This window comes from Pseudoxanthomonas mexicana, assembly GCF_046736355.1.
Classification (GTDB): domain Bacteria; phylum Pseudomonadota; class Gammaproteobacteria; order Xanthomonadales; family Xanthomonadaceae; genus Pseudoxanthomonas_A; species Pseudoxanthomonas_A mexicana_B.
On record NZ_CP157201.1, the window covers coordinates 1,301,828 to 1,321,669 of the forward strand.

Sequence of the window (19,842 nt, forward strand, 5' to 3'; positions counted from 1 at the left end):
GTATGACCGTTTGGAAGCGGCCATCCAAACCGCTCGCCCTTCTCCCGCTTGCGGGAGAAGGTGTCCCGAAGGGACGGATGAGGGCGCTGTTGCGCTCTTCGGTTTGTGTCAGGTGTCCCCTCGTTGACATTCCCGCGGCAATGAGGGGCAAAGGCGATAAGCTCTTGCCCCTCCCTTCCTTCGAATCGCGCGCCATGTTCGACACCATCCCGCAACTCGACTGCGCCGGCCGCCTGCTGAAGCTGGATCGGGCGCGCGTGATGGGCATCGTCAACGTCACCCCGGATTCGTTTTCCGACGGCGGCGCGCACGACACCCTGGAGGCCGCGGTCGCGCATGGGCTGCGGCTGGCGGAGGAGGGCGCGGACCTGCTCGACATCGGCGGCGAATCGACCCGGCCCGGCGCCGCCGAGGTCGGCGTCGAGGAGGAGCTGCGCCGCGTCGTTCCCGTCATCGAGCGGCTGGCGAGGGAGACCGCGCTGCCGATCAGCATCGACACCTCCAAGCCGGAGGTGATGCGCGCGGCGGTGCAGGCCGGCGCCGGCCTGATCAACGACGTCTACGCGCTGCGCCGCGAGGGCGCGCTGGAGGCGGCGGCGACGCTCGGCGTGCCGGTGGTGCTGATGCACATGCAGGGCGAGCCGCGCACGATGCAGGCGGCGCCCGAGTACGACGACGTGGTCGGCGAGGTGCATCGCTTCCTCGCCGAGCGCGTCTTCGCCGCCGAGATGGCGGGCATCGACAGGAAGCGCATCGTCGTCGATCCGGGCTTCGGCTTCGGCAAGAACACCGCGCACAACCTGGCCCTGCTGGCGCAGCTGGAGCGCTTCGTGGAACTCGGCGTGCCGCTGCTGGCCGGGCTGTCGCGCAAGCGCAGCATCGGCGAGCTGACCGGCCGCGACGACCCGGCCGGGCGCGTGGCCGGTTCGGTGGCCGCGCACCTGATCGCCGTGCAGCGCGGCGCGCGCATCGTGCGCACGCACGACGTGGCCGCCACCGTCGATGCGCTGAAGGTATGGGAGGCGGTGGCCGCCGTGCCTTCGCCGCGCAAGGCCGCGGCCACGCCGGCGATTCGCTGGCCCGACGACGATTGATCGGCGTCCTGTAGCGGACCCTCATCCGCAAGTGGGGGAGAGCAGCGTGATCCGCAAGGCTCCAGCCATGCGAGGTCTTGCCGCTCGCAAGAAAGAAGTCCGATTCCAATGGGGAATCGGGATGCACCTTCTCCCGCAAGCGGGAGAAGATGGCGCGCAGCGCCGGATGAGGGCGCTTCTCCGCACCTTCTTCATTTCGCCTTCGGCATCTTCCAGGTCGGGAAGCGTGCGCGCCTTTCACGCGATCGCGTAGACGAAGCGGAGATGCGTTTCCGAATCCGGAGCGTCCCGATCATCTGGGCGGATAGTGCGAATCCCGAACCACACTTGCCGAGTCCTGGCGAACGTTCGTGGAAAGCGCAGATGAGGGTGGCACTGAAGCGGCCTGCGCCGCCGCATTGCCGCGCGGCGGGATCAGCGGTTGCGATCCGTTCACCCGGATCGGCGCGGCCCCGTGGTTCTGCTTCCAGTGCCGCAGCAGCTGCCGCAGCGCCTCGGGCGGTTGCGTGGCGGGCGTGGCTCCAGCCTGGTTGCGCGCGTTCTCGCCGTGGCAACCGGTGCAGGTGCGGATCTCGCCCGGCTGCAGCGTGACCCACACGCGCTCGCGCACGATCGGTACGCCGGCCGCGTCGGTGGATTGCCAGGCCAGCGCGCGGCTGGCGGGGACGAAGGCGGCGGTGGAACCGTCGGCGGCGATCGGCACGCTGCCGGCCGGGCCGGCCGTATTGGCCGGGTTTACCGCCACCGCCATCGGCTGGGCGATCACACGGCGCCCGGTGCCCTGGTAGATGGAGCTGTGGTTGTAGGCGCGTACCTGGTTGGCCTGCAGCACTTGGTAGTGGGCGATGTCGTAGACGCGGCCGGCGCCGCCCAGCGTCTGCACGCCGCCGGGCACACGCAGGTTGTAGGGCTGCTGCCTGTCGTTGCGATCGCGGCTGGTCTGGTTGCGGGTGACGATCAGCGCCAGCTGGTTGCTCCTGAGCCAGGCGCGCAGCGCCGCCTCGTCCACTTGTTCGCTGGCCAGGAGGGAGCGTTCGGGCGCGGCCAGCGGGGTGATCGGCGCAGGTGGGCGCTGCCGCGCCACCACTTCCACCGGTTCGATTTCCCACAGCGCGCCGTTGTAGCTGCGCTGCGTGTCCGGATCCCACCAGGTAATCGACTTGTTGATGCCCGTCGTCAGCGCTGGGCCCGCTACCAGCATGCCGCCGGCGTTGGTCTGCAACTGGTGTAGACGCAGCTGGATGCCAGCCTGCGCGACCGGACTGCTGGTGTAGGCCGCCACCATGTGCCCGCTACTCATCGGCAGCGGATTGCGAAAGCGCCCGCCGGGCAGGCTGCCGTTGGACTCGGCGGCGGGCGAGGCGTCGGCGATGGTCATCCGTTCGGCGTCGAGCGTCGGCGCGCCGGCGATGCGCACGATCTGGTTGGTGCTCAGCGTGCCGAACTCGCGCGTGTAGATGCCGTAGTAGGTGCCCGGTGCGGTGGGATCCTCGCGCAGCTGGAACAGCCCGCCGTCCATGCGGATGTATTTCCTGTTGGCGCTCAGCGTGTCGTTGCTGTAGTCCGACAGCGCGCTGTCGCCGGCGAAGGACCTGGGCAGGTAGCCGAAGGACAGTTCCTGCCGGCCGATGTGGTTGAGGGTCAGTTCCTCGGTGCCGTCCTGGTTCATCTGCCACGGCGTGAACAGGTTGTAGGTGAACGGATTCACCGCGCCGTAGGCGCTGCTCATGCCCAGCCGCGACTCGGGGAAGGTTTCCGGCCGCAGGCCCAGGTTGGCGGCGCTGGCCGCCTCGCTGGCGAAATCGAACGCGCCGTAGTTGCCGGCATCGGCCTGCTGATCGCGCTGCAGGTGATCCCAGCGGGTGAAGATCACCCGGCCGTAGCTGTCCAAGGTCGGCGAGAACGCACCGCTGGGCGCGTGGTTGAGCAGCGTGAGTTCGCCGTTGCCGGGATCCAGCCGGTAGATGCCGACGATGGCCGGCGTGCTCTCGTACTCGTCCAGTTGCGGGTACAGGTGCGCCTCGCCGCCGCGCGGGCGATCGGAAGTGAACAGGATGCGGTCCTGGCTGTCGTACAGCGGCGAGACGTTGTTGTAGCCGGCGGGCTGCTGGGCGACCTTGGTGATCGCCGCCGTCTGCCCCTTCGCCAGGCCGGTCACTTCGTACAGTTGCCACTTGGCGGTCGGATGCACGTAGCGCGCCGGCGGACCGCCGACCACCATGCTGAAGATCGCCTTGGTGCCGCTCCAGTGCACCGCCGGCTCGCGCACGGCGATGGCGCTGGCGCCCTGCAGGCCCTCCACGCCGAAACCTGCCTCGCGGGTCAGGTTGCGCAAGCTGCCGTCCGGGTAGCGGATCATCAGGTCGCCGCCGCGCGGCAGCGACAGCATGCTCGGCAGATGGTTGGCGAAGGTGGACATCCGGCTGGCGAACAGGTCGCCCTGGGTGGGCACCTGGGTGACGAACAGGATGGGGTTGGGAATGGCCGTGGTCGGCACCGCCGCCGCGGTGACGCGCGCGCCCCGCGCAGTCATCGCCGCGCTGGCGGCCGGAGCGAGGTCGGCGCCGGCGTCCGCCGAGGCGAGGGGAGTTTCGGCGGCCCCGCACGCGGCCAGCATCCACGCCGAGACGGTCGCCAGGACCGCAGGCCGTATCCGCCGCAGGGCGGAAGCAAGGAATCGCATCATTCAATCGCTCTGCAGAGGGTATCGCCGGCCCGCGGCGGCACGTTCCCCGGGAGCGGGCGTCGTGGACACCTCGCTCCGCCGACCGTGGCCCGCATGGCGCGTCTCGTTGCGCATCCCCCTGTGGACGCCCGCGGACTTTACACGAACACGCGCATGCCTCGCGCGGGCAGGCGCCGATAGGCGATGGCCGTCGCAGCGCGCGCGGGTGCCCGCGCCACGGTCGGGTCGCTCCTGGCCGCAGGTCGAAGGGGACCGCATCGCCGCGATCCGCATCCGCGCGCCGCACGCGCTACCCTTTGCGCCCGTTCGCTCGCCCGTCCTCCATGCCGACCGACACCCGACCGCTCGCCATCGCCGTCATGGGGCCGACCGCCTCGGGCAAGACGGCGTTCGCGCTGGAGATCGCCGGGCGCTTCGGCGGCGAGATCGTCAGCGTCGATTCGGCGCTGGTCTACCGCGGGCTGGACATCGGCGCGGCCAAGCCCGACGCGGCGATGCTGGCGGCGGTGCCGCACCACCTGATCGACGTGCGCGATCCCTGGCAGGCGTATTCGGCCGCCGAGTTCGCCGCCGATGCGCGCCGCGCGCTGGCCGATATCGTCGCGCGGGGCCGGCTGCCGATCCTGGCCGGCGGCACCGGGCTGTATTTCCAGGCCTTGTTGCAGGGGCTGGCGCCGATGCCCGAGGCCGACCCCGGCCTGCGCGCGGTCATCGCCGCCGAGGCGGGCGAGCGCGGCTGGCCGGCGCTGCACGCCGAACTGGCGCGGGTGGATCCGGAGGCGGCCGCGCGCATCCACGCCACCGATCCGCAGCGCATCCAGCGCGCGCTGGAGGTGTACCGGCTCAGCGGCAAGCCGATCAGCCGCTGGCAGCGCGAAGCGCCGTTGCTGCGGCCGCCGCTGCGCGTGCTGCGGCTGGTGCTGGCGCCGGCCGAGCGCGCGCTGCTGCACGAGCGCATCGCCCGCCGTTTCGACGCGATGCTGGCGCAGGGCTTCCTCGACGAGATGGCGCGGCTGCGCGCGCTGCCGCAACTGCGGGCGGCGCCGGCGCCGCTGGACCTGCCGGCGCTGCGCGCGGTCGGCTACCGGCAGGCCTGGGAACACCTGGATGGCCGCTACGGCCTGGCGGAGTTCCGCGACCGCGCCATCTTCGCCACCCGCCAGCTCGCCAAGCGCCAGCTGACCTGGCTGCGCGGGCAGGCGGATGCGCGCTGGTTCGACCCGGCGAGCGGGCCGGATGTGCTGGAACGGGCGATTGCGCTGTTTCTGCGAGGCCCGTAGCTGGCCAAACCGCCGCGGTTGTGTAACATCGGGGCGTCCGGGTCGGGCAGGGGAGCGGTTTCGCCTCCCGGGCGCACAACAACTACAAAGAACTACGGCGGGTACAACATCATGTCCAAGGGGCAATCCTTGCAGGATCCTTTCCTGAACGCGTTGCGTCGCGAGCGCGTCCCGGTTTCGGTCTATCTGGTCAACGGCATCAAGCTGCAGGGGACCATCGAATCGTTCGACCAGTTCGTCGTGCTGCTGCGCAATACGGTCAGCCAGATGGTCTACAAGCACGCCATTTCCACCGTGGTGCCGGCGCGCAACGTGCGCGTGGGGCCGGGCGGCGGCTACGTGCAGGGCGAGGACGGCGGTTCATCCGGCGACGACGACGCGACGTGAGATAATCGCGCTCCATATCTTCCGGAGCGCGCGTCCCGGTGTTTGAAAGATCCCGCAAGGGCGAACACGCATTGCTGATCCAGCCCCACGCCGGCGGTCCGCCGGACGATGGCGTTTCGGAGGAATTCACCGATCTGGCGCGCTCGGCGGGCGCCAGCATCGCCGCGCTGCTGACCGCGCGCATCGACCGGCCCAACCCGTCCACGCTGATCGGCAGCGGCAAGCTGGAAGAGGTCAAGGCCGCCGCCGACGCCACTGGCGCCGACCTGGTGCTGGTCAACTTTCCGCTCTCGCCCGGCCAGGAACGCAACCTGGAAAGATTCCTCGAACGGCGCGTGCTGGATCGCACCGGGCTGATCCTGGACATCTTCGCCCAGCGCGCGCGCAGCCACGAGGGCAAGCTGCAGGTCGAACTGGCGCAACTGCGCCACATGGCCACGCGGCTGGTGCGCGGCTGGACCCACCTGGAGCGCCAGCGCGGCGGTTCCATCGGCCTGCGCGGCCCCGGCGAAACCCAGCTGGAAACCGACCGCCGCCTGTTGCAGAAGCGCGTCGAGCAGTTGCAGAAGCGGCTGGAGAAGGTCGAGGTGCAGCGCACCCAGATGCGCCGCGCGCGCGTGCGCAGCGAACTGCCGCGGGTGGCGCTGGTCGGCTACACCAACGCCGGCAAGTCCACGCTGTTCAATGCGCTGACCGGCGCCGGCGCGTACGCGGCCGATCAGCTGTTCGCCACCCTGGATCCGACCGTGCGGCGGGTGGATCTGTCCGGCGGCAGCGTGGTGCTGGCCGACACCGTCGGCTTCGTGCGCGACCTGCCGCACGAGCTGGTCGCCGCGTTCCGCTCCACGCTGTCCGAGGCGCGCGAGGCCGACCTGCTGCTGCACGTCATTGACGCGAACGACCCGCTGCGCGAGGAGCGCATCGCACAGGTCGACGAGGTGCTGCAGGAGATCGGCGCCGGCGAGATTCCGCAGATGCTGGTCTTCAACAAGATCGACCGCATCGAGGGCGCGCAGCCGCGCCACGACCAGCCCAACGAGGGCCGCGAGCGCGTCTGGGTGTCGGCGCGCGACGGCCTCGGACTGGATCTGCTGCAGCATGCGCTGGCGCAGCGACTGGGCATGCAGCGCGTGCGCGGGCATGTCGACCTGCAGGCCGGCGGCGCCCGCCTGCGCGCGCGCCTGCACGATCTGGGCGCGGTGATGCAGGAGACCCACGACGAGCACGGCTGGCACCTGCAGGTGGACCTGGCGCTGGCCGACGCCCACCGGCTGGCCGCGCAGGCCGGTGGGCATCCGCTGGAGCCGCTGCTGCCGCCGGTGATCGACGCATGAAATGACCGGTGAATCACCGGGCGGCATCGCTTTCGCGACGCCGCGGGCAGGGGGCGGGGTTGCCAGACGGTCCGGCCGGCCCTATCTAGTAGAATCGGGAATCGCGCCGGCCTCGTACCGGCGCGATCAATTCAATCGGAGTGGGCATGGCCTGGAACACCCCTGGTAGCGGCGGATCTGGCGGCAGCGGATCCGGCAACGATGGCGGCAATCGCAATCCCTGGAAACCGCGCCGCCGGCGCGGCGGCAACGGCGGTGGGCTGGACGAGGTGTTCGAGCGCCTGCGCGGCATCTTCGATGGCGGTGGCGGCGGCAATCCGCTGCGCTGGGTCGCCGTCGCGCTGGGCCTGCTGATCCTCTTCAGCAGCTTCCAACTCGTCGGCGAGCAGCAGCGCGGCGTGGTGCTGCGCTTCGGCCAGTACGTGCGCACCATGCAGCCCGGTCCCAACTTCAAGTGGCCGTGGCCGATCGAGAGCGTCACCAAGGTCAACGCGACCAAGATCGAGACCTTCAGCAACACCGTGCCGGTGCTGACCCGCGACGAGAACATCGTCACCGTCTCGCTCAACGTGCAGTACCGCATCAACGATCCGCGCTTGTACCTGTACGGTTCGCGCGACGCCGACGAGGTGCTGCGCCAGGCTTCGCAGAGCGCGGTGCGCGAGCAGGTCGGCCGTTCCGACCTGGACACCGTGCTGGGCGTGCGCGGCCCGCTCGCCGCCTCGGCCAAGGAGCGCCTGCAGGCGCAGCTGGACGCCTACCGCACTGGCCTGGTGGTGACCGAGCTGAACCTGCCCGACGCCCGCCCGCCGCGCGAGGTGCAGCCGGCCTTCGACGAGGTCAACTCCGCCCAGCAGGTGCGCGAGAGCCTGGTCAACGAGGCGCAGGCCTACGCCGCCAAGGTGGTGCCGGAGGCGCGCGGCGAGGCCGCCCGCCTGCGCACCACCGCCGAAGGCTACAAGACCGCCAAGATCGCCCGCGCCACCGGTGACGCGCAGCGCTTCACCCTGTTGCAGGACCAGTACAAGAACGCGCCCGAGGTCACCCGCAAGCGCCTGTGGCTGGAGACCGTGCAGCAGGTGCTGGCGCAGAACCGCAAGGTGGTCGGCGGCGACGGCCGCCAGCTGATCTACGTGCCGATGCAGCCGCCGGGGCAGCAGGCGTCCGCCGCGCCGCCCGCGCTGCTGACCCCCGAAACCGTGTTGCCGGCCGTGGAAAGCACGCCGGCGTCTTCGCGCAGCAACGAACGCGCGCCGCGCAGCAGCGGCCGTGAGGTGGAACGATGAGAACTTCGCTGATGGTCGGCCTGCTGGTGGCCGTGCTGCTGGGCCTGATGGGCTCGCTCTACGTGGTGCGCGAGGACCAGACCGCGCTGGTGCTCAACCTGGGCCGGGTGGTGCGTTCGGACATCAAGCCGGGCCTGCACCTCAAGTGGCCGCTGGTGGAGACCGCGCGCGTGTTCGATCGCCGCTTCCAGGTGCTGGAGACCGCGCCGGAGCGCTACCTGACCTCCGAGCGCAAGGACGTCAGCATCGACTTCTTCGCGGTCGGCTTCATCTCCGATGCGCGCGCGTTCTACCGCGCCACCGGCGGCGACGAGCGGCTGGCCAGCGCGCGCCTGGCGCCGATCATCACCGACTCGCTGCGCAACGAGATCAACGCCCGCACGCTGACCCAGCTGGTGTCCGGCGACCGCAACGAGGTCATCGCCCAGCAGCTCAAGTCGATCAACGAGGGCGCGGCCACGCTGGGCATGGCGATCACCGACATCCGCCTCAAGCAGATCGACCTGCCCACCGACAGCCAGGTCATCACCGACGTCTACAGCCGCATGAGCGCGCAGCGCAAGCAGGTGGCCAGCCGCCTGCGCGCCGAGGGCGAGGAGCAGGCGCGCACCATCCGCGCGCAGGCCGACCGCGAGCAGACCGTGCTGATCGCCGAGGCCGACCGCGACGCGCAGAAGCTGCGCGGCGAAGGCGACGCCGAGGCCGCGCGCATCTACGCCGAGGCGGCCAACCGGGATCCGGCGTTCTTCGCCTTCCAGCGCAGCCTGGAGGCCTACCGCGCCTCGTTCGCCGACGGGCAGGGCGTGATCGTGCTGGACAGGAACGATCCGTTTCTGCAATACCTCAGGAACGATCGCTGACGGCGTAGTGCGCCACCGATGCTTTCCCCCGCCTTGTCCACGGGGAAAGCGCCTGCCCGCGAGGATGGGGGCACGAAGAGCCGACGAGCGAGCCGGAGGCTGCAGCCAGTGGCCACGCCTGTGTAGAGCGGAGCTTGCTCCGCTGCCGGCTCCCCGGCAGGACAGGAGTCCCGGCCCGGGTTTGGACAGCCGGGCGAGGGCAAGCAGGCGGCCACATCCCCCACAAGACCTTCACCGGGAGTCCCCATGACCGATCTGCTGGCTGCCTTGGCGCTGGTCGCCGTCCTCGAAGGCCTGGTGCTGTTCGTCGCCCCGCGCGGCTGGAAGAGCGCGGCCTTGCAGCTGCTGCGGATGCCGGACCGCAGCCTGCGCCTGTTCGGCGGCCTGATCCTCGCTGCCGGCCTGCTGGCGCTGTGGTGGCTGCGGCATTGAGGCCGGATGCGGCGGCGGGGTAGCCCCGGCCGTGCAAAACCCGGATAATCTCCGAAAGCCGGCCGGGGACGCCCCGTTCGGCTTTTTCCGTGTAAGGGCCGGACGCCGCCCGGGATTCCCCGATGGACTCCCGCCAGGGCGTCTTCCGCGCCTCGCACGGTCATCCATCCCGCGGCCCCGATGGCCGCCAGATAACAGGAGCCACCCGTCATGGGTCAGTCAGTCGTCGTTCTCGGCGCCCAATGGGGCGATGAGGGCAAGGGCAAGATCGTCGATCTGCTTACCGAGGAAATCGGCGCCGTCGTGCGCTTCCAGGGCGGCCACAATGCCGGCCACACCCTGGTCATCAATGGCAAGAAGACCGTGCTGCACCTGATCCCTTCGGGCATCCTGCGCCAGGACGCGCTGTGCCTGATCGGCAACGGCGTGGTGATCAGCCCGGCCGCGCTGCGCAAGGAGATCGACGAGCTGGAAGCCTCCGGCGTCGAGGTCCGTCCGCGCCTGAAGATCTCCCCGGCCGCCCCGCTGATCATGCCGTACCACATCGCCCTGGATCAGGCGCGCGAGAAGGCCGCCGGCGGCAAGGCCATCGGCACCACCGGGCGCGGCATCGGCCCGGCCTACGAGGACAAGGTGGCGCGCCGCGGCATCCGCATCGCCGACCTGCACTATCCCGACCAGCTGGCCGAGAAGCTGCGCGCGGCGCTGGACTACCACAACTTCGTACTCACCCAGTACCTGGGCGTGGACGCGGTCGACTTCCAGCAGACCCTGGACGAGGCGCTGGCCTTCGGCGAGTACGTCGAGCCGATGAAGTCCGACGTGGCCGGCATCTGCCACGAGCTGCGCAAGCAGGGCAAGCGCGTGCTGTTCGAAGGTGCGCAGGGCGCGCTGCTGGACATCGATCACGGCACCTACCCCTACGTCACCAGTTCCAACACCACCGTCGGCGGCGCGCTGGCCGGCGCCGGCGTCGGCGCCGACGCGATCGACTACGTGCTGGGCATCTGCAAGGCCTACGCCACCCGCGTCGGCGGCGGCCCGTTCCCGACCGAACTGGACGACGAAGTCGGCCAGGGCATCCGCGACCGCGGCGCCGAGTACGGCGCCTCCACCGGCCGCCCGCGCCGCTGCGGCTGGATGGACATCGTCGCGCTCAAGCGCGCGGTGGCCATCAACGGCATCAGCGGCCTGTGCATCACCAAGCTCGACGTGCTGGACGGCATGGAGAAGCTGAAGATCTGCATCGCCTACGAATACCGCGGCAAGCGCACCGAGTACGCGCCGCTGGACGCGCAGGGCTGGGAGGAATGCACGCCGGTGTACTTGGAGTTCCCCGGCTGGAGCGAGAACACCCACGGCATCACCGCCTGGGACGAACTGCCGCCGGCCGCGCGCGCCTACCTGCGCGCGCTGGAGGAACTGGCCGGCTGCCCGATCAGCATCGTCTCCACCGGCCCGGACCGCGATCACACGATGGTGTTGCAGGATCCGTTCGCCTGACGGTCCGGTGTCTCCGCGAAAGCGGGGCAGGGATCGGTGGTTCAAGGGAAGCCCCGCGAAAGCGGGGCTTCCTCGTTTCTGTGTTGCGGAAGCGTGCTGCGCTGTCCCGCAGGCCAGGGCTATCGCGATGCGGTGTAGCGGGCCTTGCCAAGGGGAACTCTTCCCGCATCCGGGCGCGGCGAGCCGAGCAAGCTCGGCTCTACAGCCAAGCCTGTTGTAGAGCCGAGCTTGCTCGGCTCCCTGTCATGCCGGCGGCCCATACCTTGCCGAAGCGTCATGACGCCCCCCTTTACCGTTGTTGACAACTGGGCATATCTGTATATATTAAATATATACAGTGATTCCGGCCAAGCATGGAACAAGCCCTGCTCCTGTCTCCTCACTCCAGCACCCCGATGTATGCCCAGATCGTGGAGCAGATCGTGGCCAAGGTGATGGCGGGCGAGTGGCAGGCGGGGCGCGTGCTGCCCTCGATACGCGAGCTCGCCGGCGACTGCCGGGTCAGCGTGATCACGGTCAAGCGCGCCTACCTGGAACTGGAGCGCGCGGGCGTGATCGTGACCCGGCAGGGGAAGGGATCGTTCGTGGCCGAAGCGCTGGACGTGCCGCGGGCGTTGGCGCTGGAGGAGTTCCGCGCGCAACTGGCCGGCATGCTGGACGCGGGCAGGAGGCTGGGGTTCGGCCCGCAGGAAATCCTCGACCACGTCGAGCGGGCCTTGTCCGAACCCTCCGGCGCGGCGCAGCCGTCAACCGATCCCACCCGAGAGCAGCCGTCATGACTTCCGCCATCGCGCTGAAAGGCGTGTACAAGCAGTACGACGAGTTCACCCTGCACGACATCGACCTGCTGGTCCCGCCGGGCCAGATCATGGGCCTGGTCGGCGTCAACGGCGCCGGCAAGTCGACCCTGCTGCGCTTGTTGATGGGTTTGATCAGGGCCGATCGCGGCGAGGTCGAGGTGCTCGGGCAGCGCCTGCCGCAGGCCCAGGTAACGGTCAAGCGCGAGGTCGGCTACGCGTCCGACGACATGCGGCTGTACCGCGGACAGACGCTGCGCTGGCACATGGATTTCATCGCCGGCATCTACCCGGACTGGGACGAGGGCTATGCGCAGGATCTGCTCGGGCGCTTCGACCTGCGGCCCGGGCAGGCGCTGGGCGGTTTTTCGCATGGCCAGCGCGTCAAGGCGCTGCTGCTGCTGATCCTCGCCCGGCGCCCCCGCCTGCTGCTGCTGGACGAGCCGACCACGGGGCTGGATCCGATCGCGCGCGGCGAAGTATTGGAGGCGCTGGCCGACGTGCTGCGCGACGAGCGGCGCTCGGTGCTGTTCTCCTCGCACAACACCGGCGACATCGAGCAGATGGCCGATGCGATCACCTTCCTGCACCAGGGCAGGATCGTCGCCTCGCGCGACAAGGAATCGTTCCTGGACAGCTGGCGCAGGATCCTGTGCCAGGGCGGGTGGACGGACGAGGTGCGCGCGCTGCCGGGCGTGCGTTCCGTCCGCAACAGCGCGCCGATGATCGAGCTGAAGACCGGCGGCTTCGATCCGTCTCTGCTGGAGAGGCTGCGGGCGCTTGGGCTGGCGGTGCAGGCCGTCGAGCCGATGACGCTGGAAGACATCTTCGTTACCACCGTTCGTGGAGGCGCGAATCAATGAGCTGGCTCGCATCCGATGCCGCGATGATCCGGCGGCTGATCGTCAAGGACTGGCAGGTCTACCAGAAGCAACTGGCCGGCTACCTCGCCGGCATCCTGCTGGCGCTGAGCCTGATCGGCACGGGCAAGGCGTGGTCGTTCGCGGCCGGCGCGCTGCTGCTGCTGGTGCTGCTGGTGGTCGTGGGCGCGTACACGATCCAGACCTCGCTGATGGTGGAGCGCAAGCAGCAGACCGTGCCCTTCATCATGAGCCTGCCGGTCACGCCGATGGACTTCTACTGGGGCAAGTTGCTCGCCAACCTGGCGATCTACCTGGTGCCGTTCACCGTGGTCGTGGGCGGCCTGGCCGTCCTGATCCTGACCACGGCCCTGCCGGACGGGCTGCTGGTGTGGTCGCTGCTGATCGCGGGATTCATCCTGGCCAGCTTCTGCGTGTCGCTGTGCGTGGCGATCGCGGTCGAGTCCGAAGGCTGGAACGTGTTCGCCCAGATCGCGGTGATGAGCCTGATCGGTCCGGCGATGTACGCCATCGGCAGGATCGAGAGCGTGCAGGCGAACCTGCGCACCGACAACATCGTCTGGGGACTGTCCGCGAGCGGGGTGCTGGTCGCCGAGCTGGCGGTGATCATGGTGGCGATCTGCATCACCAGCGGGATCCATTCGCGCAAGACCTCTTTCCTCTGAGGGCGGCCGACCATGCACGCCGCGCCGCGCATCCACTACATGGACAACCTGCGCGCGCTGGCGATGCTCGCGGGCGTGGTGTTCCACGCGGCGCTGGCCTACAGCCCGATGTTGCGCCCCTACTGGCCGCCGGCCGACGCCGGCGGCTCTGCGGTGGTCGACGTGCTGGCGTGGTTCCTGCACCTGTTCCGGATGCCGCTGTTCTTCGTCGTGGCGGGTTTCTTCGCGGCGCTGCTGGTGGGTCGCGACGGCATGGCGGGCCTGTTCCGCAACCGCGCCGCGCGCGTGCTGCTGCCGTTGCTGGTGTTGCTGCCGCCGGTGCTGATCGGCATGGGCTGGCTGACCGGGCACGCGGCCGCCACGGTGCGCAACCCGTCGCCGGCGCTGGACTGGATCCGTGCCTACGTCGAAGAACATGGGACGATGCCGAATGCGACGGGATGGGCGCACCTGTGGTTCCTGTTCTACCTGATGCTGTTCACGCTGCTGGTCTGGGTGGTGTCGGCGCTCGGGATCAGGCGCGTCGATGCGCGGCTGGCGACGCTGCGTCCCGGCTGGCTTCCGATCGCGCTGCCGCTGCTGCTGGTCCCGGCGCTGGCCAGCGTCGGCGTGCCGTGGCCGGCGCCGGAATCGTTCCTGCCGCAGCTGTGGGCGCTGGTGTTCTTCGGCCTGCACTTCGCGCTGGGCTACCTGATCTTCCATCGGCCCGTGCTGCTCGACGGCCTGCGGCCTCTCGCGCCGGCGATGCTGGTTGGCGCGCTGGTGGCCTACGCGGCAATGCCCTGGGTGCCGGGCGGCGGGTTCGCCGCGCCATCGTCGTCGCGCCACTTCATCCACGCGGCACTGGAGGCCTGTGCAGGCGCTTGGATGACGCTGTGTTGCCTGCTTGCCGGCAAGGCCTGGCTCGATGGCGGAAACCGGATCATGCGCTGGCTTGCCGATGCCTCGTACTGGGTCTATCTGGTGCACCTGCCGCTGCTGTTCGCGATCCAGTACCGGCTGCTCGACGTGCCGCTGCACTGGACGGCGAAGTTCGCGATCTCGGTGATCGCCACGCTTGCGCTGTCGTTCGCCAGCTACCAGGGGTTGGTGCGTCGGACAATTATCGGCCGGTTCCTTGGTGGCAGGCGCAGGGTGGCCAGGCCGGACGCATGCAGGGGCGGTGAAGTGCCGCCTTGAACGCGCCGTGAGCGGATCGCCGGTTCAACGCACGTAGGCTGCCGGCGATTCCTGTATCCGGCCCTTGGGCGCTGCGACGATACGTGGACGCAGCCAGGCGGCGAAGCCGGCCTCGTCGAGGGAACCCTCGGCCAGGCCGAGGTAGTGCGGATACAACTCGTGGTCCTCGGCTTCAAGCGTTGCATCATTGAGCATGATGAAGACTTCGCAGGCCACGGCTGCGGTGCGCTTGTTGCCATCGACAAAGGGGTGATTGCGCGCCAGCCCAAAGGCCAGGCTGGCGGCGAGATCGGCCAGATCCGGTGGCGGATCGCCATAGTCGTGGCGCTGCTGGGGGCGTGCCAGCGCGGAATCGAGCAGAGTCTCGTCGCGCACGCCGCAACCGCCGCCATGCTCGGCAAGCTGGCGGTCGTGGATGGCCAAGGCGAGCGGGCGCTTGATCCAGACAATCATGGCGGTGTCACTGCGCCAGCTTGTTGAGCAAGGTGCGGCGCTTGCGCATGACATGTTCGGCCACCTCCATCTGCCCGGCCAGTTCCGGGTCGTAGACGGTCAGGCGGATGCCGTCGGGTGTTTCCAGCGCGTGCAGTTCGTCGCCCTTTTCCACGCGCAGGCGGGCGAGCAGTTCCTTGGGCAGGATGACGCCGGCGGAATTGCCGATGGTGGTGATCTTGAGTTTCATGGCCGGTCACGTCCGAGTTATAACGAAAGTTATATTGGAGGGCGGCGACGGAATATGCAAGCGGCCATCCCGCGTGCCGGGTGGTTCCGGCACAAATCCTGCATCGCTTCGCACAGCCGGCGTCAGTGCCTGATCCGTCGGCATCGGCAGGAGTGGATATGAACGACAGTGACCAGAATCGTCCGTTTGTGACGCAGGGCGCAGGCAGCTGCTGACATGGCCGTGTCCGAACGACGTCGATCCGAAACGCGCCAGGATCCCGACCAGATGCGGGCCGGCCTGCTGCCCGCGCAGTTGCAGACCCTGCAGACCCTGGAGCATTTCCACTGGCAACTGCGCTTCGTGCGCAGGCCGCTGTTCCGCACGCCGGTGCCGCTGGTGTGCGATGAGCAGGGGGAGCGTTTCGTCCTCATCGAGGAGGACGGCACGCTCAACGAGAATCCGCCGCTGAGGACACACGGGTAAATCCCGGATACCGCCGGGCGTCGGCAAACCGTGCCGCACGGCGACGGAACACCGGCGGCCGGCGCGGACGCATGCCGGCTGCCGCCGCGGCCATCGCCGGGCTCAGGCCAGCATGCGCACCTTCTTTTCGCGCTCCCATTGCCGGGTCCTGGCCGCGGCGATGAACGCCTTGGCATCGCCGGCATCGACCACACCGGCGTCCTTGCCGACGCCGCCGGCCTTCAGCACGGCCTGGGCCCCGGCGTCGAAGGCAATGGCCTTCAGGTGACCGAAGGCGTCGCGGACGAAATCGACCGCCGCCGCTTCCTTGGCCAGTTGCTTGCCGCCTTCGTCCGACAGCACGACCGCCACCGCGTCGAACACGGTCGATGGCGTGCCGGCCAGCTGGCCGTCGGCGGCGAGCTTCCTGCCGTCTGACAGCGTGGCGCCGCCGACCTTCGGCGCGACGATCTTGACGGTCGCGCCCGCGCCTTCCGCCGCCTTGCGCAGGGCCTTGACGGTGGCGGCGTCGGAACCGTCATGGATCAGGATGCCGACGCAGCGGCCCTGCAGCGTTTCCTTCATGCGGCCGATGATGCGCAGCGCGGGCGAGGGCGGCATGTCCTGCGCCGGCACCTTGGCCGGCGGAGCCGGCGGCAGCGCGTCCAGCCCCAGGCCATCGGCCACGCGCCTGGCCAGGCTTTCGTCGACGTGGCGCAGTTGGCCGACCACCGCCTCGCGCACGTGCGCGGTCTCGACCTTGGACAGTTCGAACACCAGCGCGCTGGCCAGGTGCGCCTGCTCGTGCGGCGTCTGGCTGCGGAAGAACAGCCGCGCCTGGGTGTAGTGATCGGCGAAGGATTCGGCGCGGATGCGGCCCTTGATCCCGTCGTCGGGCGTGGCGTGGCTGCGGAAGCCGGCCGGCGTGGCGCGCGGCGAATCGTCCTGCAGCGAACTGGGCTCGTAGTTCACCCGGCCCTTGTGGACCTGCATCTGCATGTGGCCGTCGCGCTGGTGGTTGGCGAACGGACACTTCGGCGCATTGACCGGGATCTGGTGGAAGTTCGGCCCGCCGAGCCGGATCAGTTGCGTGTCCAGGTAGGAGAACAGCCGCCCCTGCAGCAGCGGGTCGTTGCTGAAGTCGATGCCGGGCACGATGTTGGCCGGGCAATAGGCGACCTGCTCGGTCTCGGCGAAGAAGTTGTCCGGCCAGCGGTCCAGCACCATCCGGCCGACGATTTGCAGCGGGATCGTTTCCTCGGGGATCAGCTTGGTCGGATCCAGGTGATCGAACGGGAACGATTCGGCCTGTTCCTCGGTGAACAGCTGCACGCCCAGCTCCCACTCGGGGAAGTTGCCGGACTGGATGGCCTCGAACAGATCGCGGCGGTGGAAGTCGTTGTCGGCCGCCTGCAGCTTGACCGCCTCGTCCCACACGGTGGACTGGATGCCCAGCTTCGGCCGCCAGTGGAACTTGACGAAGGTGCTGTTGCCGTCGCCATCGAGAAGGCGGAACGAATGCACGCCGAAGCCCTCGATCATCCGCAGCGAGCGCGGGAGGGTGCGGTCGCTCATTGCCCACATGATCATGTGCATCGTTTCCGGCGTCAGCGACACGAAGTCCCAGAACGTGTCGTGCGCGCTGGCCGCCTGCGGGAAGGCGCGGTCCGGCTCCATCTTCACCGAGTGGACCATGTCCGGGAACTTCATCGCGTCCTGGATGAAGAACACCGGGATGTTGTTGCCGACCAGATCCCAGTTGCCTTCCCTGGTGTAGAACTTGACCGCGAAGCCGCGCACGTCGCGCGGGGTGTCGACCGAGCCGGCGCCGCCGGCCACGGTCGAGAAGCGGGTGAACACCGGCGTCCGCTCGCCGGCCTCGGTCAGGATCTTCGCGGTGGAGTACCTGGCCAGCGACTTGGTCAACTCGAAGTAGCCGTGCGCCGCCGAGCCGCGCGCGTGCACGATGCGCTCGGGGATGCGCTCGTGATCGAAGTGGGTGATCTTCTCGCGCAGGATGAAATCTTCCAGCAGCGTGGGGCCGCGCGTGGACGCGCGCAGCGAGTTCTGGTTGTCGCTGATCGGGATGCCCTGCGCCGTGGTCATCGCCGGGTGGCTGCCGCCGGCCTGCTGTTGCAGCTCATCGCCGTTGCCGCGCCGGTCGCCGGAGCGGCTGGCGGGTTGCCTGGAAGGATCGGAAGGAAGGGGCTTGCTCGGAGTCTTGCGGGCGGCCATTGGCTTGCGCTCCTGGAATGCGGCGGGATGCGTGTGCGTCCTGCCCGATGGGTTCGCCGGTCATGGTGGAGCGGCTTTCGTGAAGGCATCGTCCTTGCGCATCGCTGCCTTGTTCACAGAGTGTGAACGGTGAGCAATTACGCTTGCCCTACATACAGGGGGCAAGCGTCGAATGTCGTCCGTCATATCCGCAGCAAACGCGCCGCCATCCACGTCGTCGCCGGGCGGCGCCGCAGGCAGCGTGCTGTACCGCGCGCAGGTCGGTGAGGCAGGCCGCGCCGCACCGCAGGAAGTCTGCGCCTTCCTCGGCCTGCCGATGGATGCGGAGGGCGACAAGGACTGGTGGTGCAACCTGCATCCGGCCGACCTGCCCGGCGCACTGGCGCAGTACGACGGCCTGCTGCACGAACGCGGCTCGATGGACGCCGAATATCGCGTGGTGCTGGAGGGCGGCACCGTGCGCTGGCTGCGCGATCGCGCCGTGGTCAGCGCGCGCGACGTCGAGGGCCGGGTGATCGCTGTGATGGGCCTGCTGGAGGAAGTCTCCGAGCGCACCGTGCTGGAACGACAGCTGCGCGAGTCGCAGCTCAAGTACCGGGCGCTGTTCGAGTCCATCGATGCCGGCTTCTGCGTCATCGAGATGATTTACGACCAGGCCGGAAAGCCCGTCGATTACCTGTTCCTGGAAGTGAATCCCGCGTTCGAACGGCACTCGGGCATGCACCAGGCCACCGGCCGGCGGATGCGGGAAATCGCGCCCAACCACGAGGCGTTCTGGTTCGAGTTCTATGGCGAGGTGGCGCGCGACGGCGAACCGCGGCGCCTCGAGAGCCATGCCCACGAACTGGGGCGCTGGTTCGACGTCTACGCCTTCCGTTTCGGCGCCCCGGAACTGAGGCAGGTGGCGGTGCTGTTCAGCGACACCAGCGAACGCCAGCAGGCCGAGGAAGCGCTCAGGACCGTCGATCGCCGCAAGACCGAGTTCATCGCCACCCTGGCGCACGAACTGCGCAATCCGCTGGCGCCGATCTCGGCCGGATTGCAGGCGCTGAAGCTGGCCGGTACCAATGCCGAGGTGACCGGCAGGGCAATCGCGATGATCGAGCGCCAGGTCGGGCAGATGACCCACCTGCTGGACGATCTGCTCGACATCAACCGCATCAACCTGGGCAAGGTGAAGCTGCGGCGCGCGCGCCTGGACATGGCCGAGGTGGTGCGCCATACCGTGCAGGACTTCCAGGCGCACTACCGGCGGCTGAACCGCCGGCTGTCCTGCGATCTGCCGCTGGCGCCGATGCAGGCCGAGGCCGACGCCACCCGGCTGTCGCAGATCCTCGGCAACCTGCTCAACAACGCGGCCAAGTTCACCTCGGAAGGCGGCCACGTGCACGTGGCGCTGAAGGGCGAGGACGGGCAGGCGGTGGTGCGCGTGCGCGACGACGGCATCGGCATCGCGCCGGCACAACTGGAGAGCATCTTCGAACTGTTCGCGCAGGTGGACGACGACAAGCAGTCGGCCTTCGGCGGGCTGGGCGTGGGCATCGCACTGGCCAAGCAACTGGCGGAGCTGCACGGCGGCCGGCTGGAGGCCCGCAGCGAGGGCGCCGGCAAGGGCAGCGAATTCACCTTGAAAATTCCCCTGAGCGAGGAGGCCGGCATGGCCGCGACCGGAAACGATGGCAACACGGGCGACACGGCGACGGCGCAGTTGCGCGTGCTGGTCATCGACGACAACCGCGACGCCGCCGATTCGATCGCGATGGTGATGGAACTGCTGGGCCACCAGGTGCAGACGCGCTATTGCGGCCTGGAGGGACTGGAGGCGGCGCAGGCGCTGCGCCCGCAGGTGGTGTTCATGGACATCGGCATGCCCGGGCTGGACGGGCATGAGATCTGCCGGCGCATGCGCGCGCAGGACTGGAGCGCCGGCATGCGCATCGTCGCGCTGACCGGCTGGGGCGCCGACGAGGATCGCCAGCGCACCCGCGAATCGGGCTTCGATCACCACCTGGTCAAGCCGGTGACGGCGGCGTCGCTGCAGGAGGCGCTGGCCGGCGTGGGCTGAAACTGCGGTGCGGCTTTGCCGGCTCCGGAGCC

The 19,842-nt window shown here is 69.2% G+C and carries 18 protein-coding genes; 14 read left to right on the forward strand and 4 right to left on the reverse strand.

Annotated elements, in window-relative coordinates:
* Window positions 1–194: 194 nt before the first annotated feature.
* Window positions 195–1,094, forward strand: coding sequence for a dihydropteroate synthase (gene folP, locus AAG688_RS05890; protein ID WP_411834431.1), 900 nt, complete (start codon window positions 195–197; stop codon window positions 1,092–1,094).
* Window positions 1,095–1,386: 292 nt separating this feature from the next.
* Here folP and AAG688_RS05895 read toward each other — a convergent pair whose 3' ends face one another.
* Window positions 1,387–3,780 (reverse strand): hypothetical protein, encoded by a 2,394-nt coding sequence (locus AAG688_RS05895; protein WP_411834432.1) that lies wholly within the window; start codon window positions 3,778–3,780, stop codon window positions 1,387–1,389.
* A gap of 323 nt (window positions 3,781–4,103) precedes the next feature.
* On the opposite strand from AAG688_RS05895, the gene miaA reads away from it, so the two are divergent.
* The 11 genes from miaA (at window position 4,104) to AAG688_RS05950 (ending at window position 14,384) form a co-directional block, all read left to right on the forward strand.
* Entirely contained in the window at window positions 4,104–5,060 is a 957-nt protein-coding gene (gene miaA / locus AAG688_RS05900) for a tRNA (adenosine(37)-N6)-dimethylallyltransferase MiaA (protein ID WP_411834433.1), read from the forward strand.
* A gap of 111 nt (window positions 5,061–5,171) precedes the next feature.
* Complete coding sequence (gene hfq / locus AAG688_RS05905; protein ID WP_411834434.1) at window positions 5,172–5,447, forward strand: RNA chaperone Hfq; 276 nt, start codon at window positions 5,172–5,174, stop codon at window positions 5,445–5,447.
* Window positions 5,448–5,485: 38 nt separating this feature from the next.
* The gene (gene hflX, locus AAG688_RS05910) at window positions 5,486–6,781 is read left to right on the forward strand and encodes a ribosome rescue GTPase HflX (RefSeq protein WP_411834435.1); all 1,296 of its coding nucleotides are present in this window, start codon (window positions 5,486–5,488) and stop codon (window positions 6,779–6,781) included.
* 146 nt (window positions 6,782–6,927) lie between these two features.
* Entirely contained in the window at window positions 6,928–8,067 is a 1,140-nt protein-coding gene (gene hflK, locus AAG688_RS05915) for an FtsH protease activity modulator HflK (RefSeq protein WP_411834436.1), read from the forward strand.
* Entirely contained in the window at window positions 8,064–8,927 is an 864-nt protein-coding gene (gene hflC / locus AAG688_RS05920) for a protease modulator HflC (protein ID WP_411834437.1), read from the forward strand. The genes hflK and hflC overlap by 4 nt, the downstream gene beginning before the upstream one ends.
* A 246-nt stretch (window positions 8,928–9,173) precedes the next feature.
* The gene (locus AAG688_RS05925; RefSeq protein WP_411834438.1) at window positions 9,174–9,359 is read left to right on the forward strand and encodes a DUF2065 family protein; all 186 of its coding nucleotides are present in this window, start codon (window positions 9,174–9,176) and stop codon (window positions 9,357–9,359) included.
* A 210-nt stretch (window positions 9,360–9,569) separates the two neighbouring features.
* On the forward strand, window positions 9,570–10,862 hold the full coding sequence (locus AAG688_RS05930; RefSeq protein WP_411834439.1) for an adenylosuccinate synthase: 1,293 nt from the start codon (window positions 9,570–9,572) through the stop codon (window positions 10,860–10,862).
* Window positions 10,863–11,257: 395 nt separating this feature from the next.
* Window positions 11,258–11,641: a GntR family transcriptional regulator gene (locus AAG688_RS05935; RefSeq protein WP_411834440.1), complete on the forward strand. Its 384-nt coding sequence runs from the start codon at window positions 11,258–11,260 to the stop codon at window positions 11,639–11,641.
* Window positions 11,638–12,522 (forward strand): ATP-binding cassette domain-containing protein, encoded by an 885-nt coding sequence (locus AAG688_RS05940; protein ID WP_411834441.1) that lies wholly within the window; start codon window positions 11,638–11,640, stop codon window positions 12,520–12,522. Before AAG688_RS05935 ends, AAG688_RS05940 begins: the two co-directional genes overlap by 4 nt.
* Window positions 12,519–13,205, forward strand: coding sequence for a hypothetical protein (locus AAG688_RS05945; RefSeq protein WP_411834442.1), 687 nt, complete (start codon window positions 12,519–12,521; stop codon window positions 13,203–13,205). The genes AAG688_RS05940 and AAG688_RS05945 overlap by 4 nt, the downstream gene beginning before the upstream one ends.
* Before the next feature lie 12 nt (window positions 13,206–13,217).
* Window positions 13,218–14,384 (forward strand): acyltransferase family protein, encoded by a 1,167-nt coding sequence (locus tag AAG688_RS05950; protein WP_411834443.1) that lies wholly within the window; start codon window positions 13,218–13,220, stop codon window positions 14,382–14,384.
* 24 nt (window positions 14,385–14,408) lie between these two features.
* On the opposite strand, the gene AAG688_RS05955 is transcribed toward AAG688_RS05950, so the two are convergent.
* Window positions 14,409–14,837, reverse strand: coding sequence for a type II toxin-antitoxin system death-on-curing family toxin (locus AAG688_RS05955; protein WP_411834444.1), 429 nt, complete (start codon window positions 14,835–14,837; stop codon window positions 14,409–14,411).
* A gap of 7 nt (window positions 14,838–14,844) precedes the next feature.
* Window positions 14,845–15,066, reverse strand: a complete 222-nt coding sequence (locus tag AAG688_RS05960; protein ID WP_411834445.1) for an AbrB/MazE/SpoVT family DNA-binding domain-containing protein — start codon at window positions 15,064–15,066, stop codon at window positions 14,845–14,847.
* A 216-nt stretch (window positions 15,067–15,282) separates the two neighbouring features.
* On the opposite strand from AAG688_RS05960, the gene AAG688_RS05965 reads away from it, so the two are divergent.
* Complete coding sequence (locus tag AAG688_RS05965) at window positions 15,283–15,531, forward strand: hypothetical protein (RefSeq protein ID WP_411834446.1); 249 nt, start codon at window positions 15,283–15,285, stop codon at window positions 15,529–15,531.
* A 102-nt stretch (window positions 15,532–15,633) separates the two neighbouring features.
* Here AAG688_RS05965 and AAG688_RS05970 read toward each other — a convergent pair whose 3' ends face one another.
* Complete coding sequence (locus tag AAG688_RS05970) at window positions 15,634–17,745, reverse strand: catalase (RefSeq protein ID WP_411834447.1); 2,112 nt, start codon at window positions 17,743–17,745, stop codon at window positions 15,634–15,636.
* A gap of 172 nt (window positions 17,746–17,917) precedes the next feature.
* Between AAG688_RS05970 and AAG688_RS05975 the strand changes: the two genes are divergently transcribed.
* Window positions 17,918–19,810 (forward strand): ATP-binding protein, encoded by a 1,893-nt coding sequence (locus tag AAG688_RS05975; RefSeq protein WP_411834448.1) that lies wholly within the window; start codon window positions 17,918–17,920, stop codon window positions 19,808–19,810.
* The last annotated feature ends 32 nt before the right edge of the window (window positions 19,811–19,842 follow it).

Bases quoted from the DNA above. Each gene is read 5' to 3' on its own strand.
- folP (WP_411834431.1), top strand. From the start codon at position 195: ATGTTCGACACCATCCCGCAACTCGACTGCGCCGGCCGCCTGCTGAAG.
- AAG688_RS05895 (WP_411834432.1), bottom strand. From the start codon at position 3,780: ATGATGCGATTCCTTGCTTCCGCCCTGCGGCGGATACGGCCTGCGGTC.
- miaA (WP_411834433.1), top strand. From the start codon at position 4,104: ATGCCGACCGACACCCGACCGCTCGCCATCGCCGTCATGGGGCCGACC.
- hfq (WP_411834434.1), top strand. From the start codon at position 5,172: ATGTCCAAGGGGCAATCCTTGCAGGATCCTTTCCTGAACGCGTTGCGT.
- hflK (WP_411834436.1), top strand. From the start codon at position 6,928: ATGGCCTGGAACACCCCTGGTAGCGGCGGATCTGGCGGCAGCGGATCC.
- hflC (WP_411834437.1), top strand. From the start codon at position 8,064: ATGAGAACTTCGCTGATGGTCGGCCTGCTGGTGGCCGTGCTGCTGGGC.
- AAG688_RS05925 (WP_411834438.1), top strand. From the start codon at position 9,174: ATGACCGATCTGCTGGCTGCCTTGGCGCTGGTCGCCGTCCTCGAAGGC.
- AAG688_RS05930 (WP_411834439.1), top strand. From the start codon at position 9,570: ATGGGTCAGTCAGTCGTCGTTCTCGGCGCCCAATGGGGCGATGAGGGC.
- AAG688_RS05935 (WP_411834440.1), top strand. From the start codon at position 11,258: ATGTATGCCCAGATCGTGGAGCAGATCGTGGCCAAGGTGATGGCGGGC.
- AAG688_RS05940 (WP_411834441.1), top strand. From the start codon at position 11,638: ATGACTTCCGCCATCGCGCTGAAAGGCGTGTACAAGCAGTACGACGAG.
- AAG688_RS05945 (WP_411834442.1), top strand. From the start codon at position 12,519: ATGAGCTGGCTCGCATCCGATGCCGCGATGATCCGGCGGCTGATCGTC.
- AAG688_RS05950 (WP_411834443.1), top strand. From the start codon at position 13,218: ATGCACGCCGCGCCGCGCATCCACTACATGGACAACCTGCGCGCGCTG.
- AAG688_RS05955 (WP_411834444.1), bottom strand. From the start codon at position 14,837: ATGATTGTCTGGATCAAGCGCCCGCTCGCCTTGGCCATCCACGACCGC.
- AAG688_RS05960 (WP_411834445.1), bottom strand. From the start codon at position 15,066: ATGAAACTCAAGATCACCACCATCGGCAATTCCGCCGGCGTCATCCTG.
- AAG688_RS05965 (WP_411834446.1), top strand. From the start codon at position 15,283: ATGGCCGTGTCCGAACGACGTCGATCCGAAACGCGCCAGGATCCCGAC.
- AAG688_RS05970 (WP_411834447.1), bottom strand. From the start codon at position 17,745: ATGGCCGCCCGCAAGACTCCGAGCAAGCCCCTTCCTTCCGATCCTTCC.
- AAG688_RS05975 (WP_411834448.1), top strand. From the start codon at position 17,918: ATGTCGTCCGTCATATCCGCAGCAAACGCGCCGCCATCCACGTCGTCG.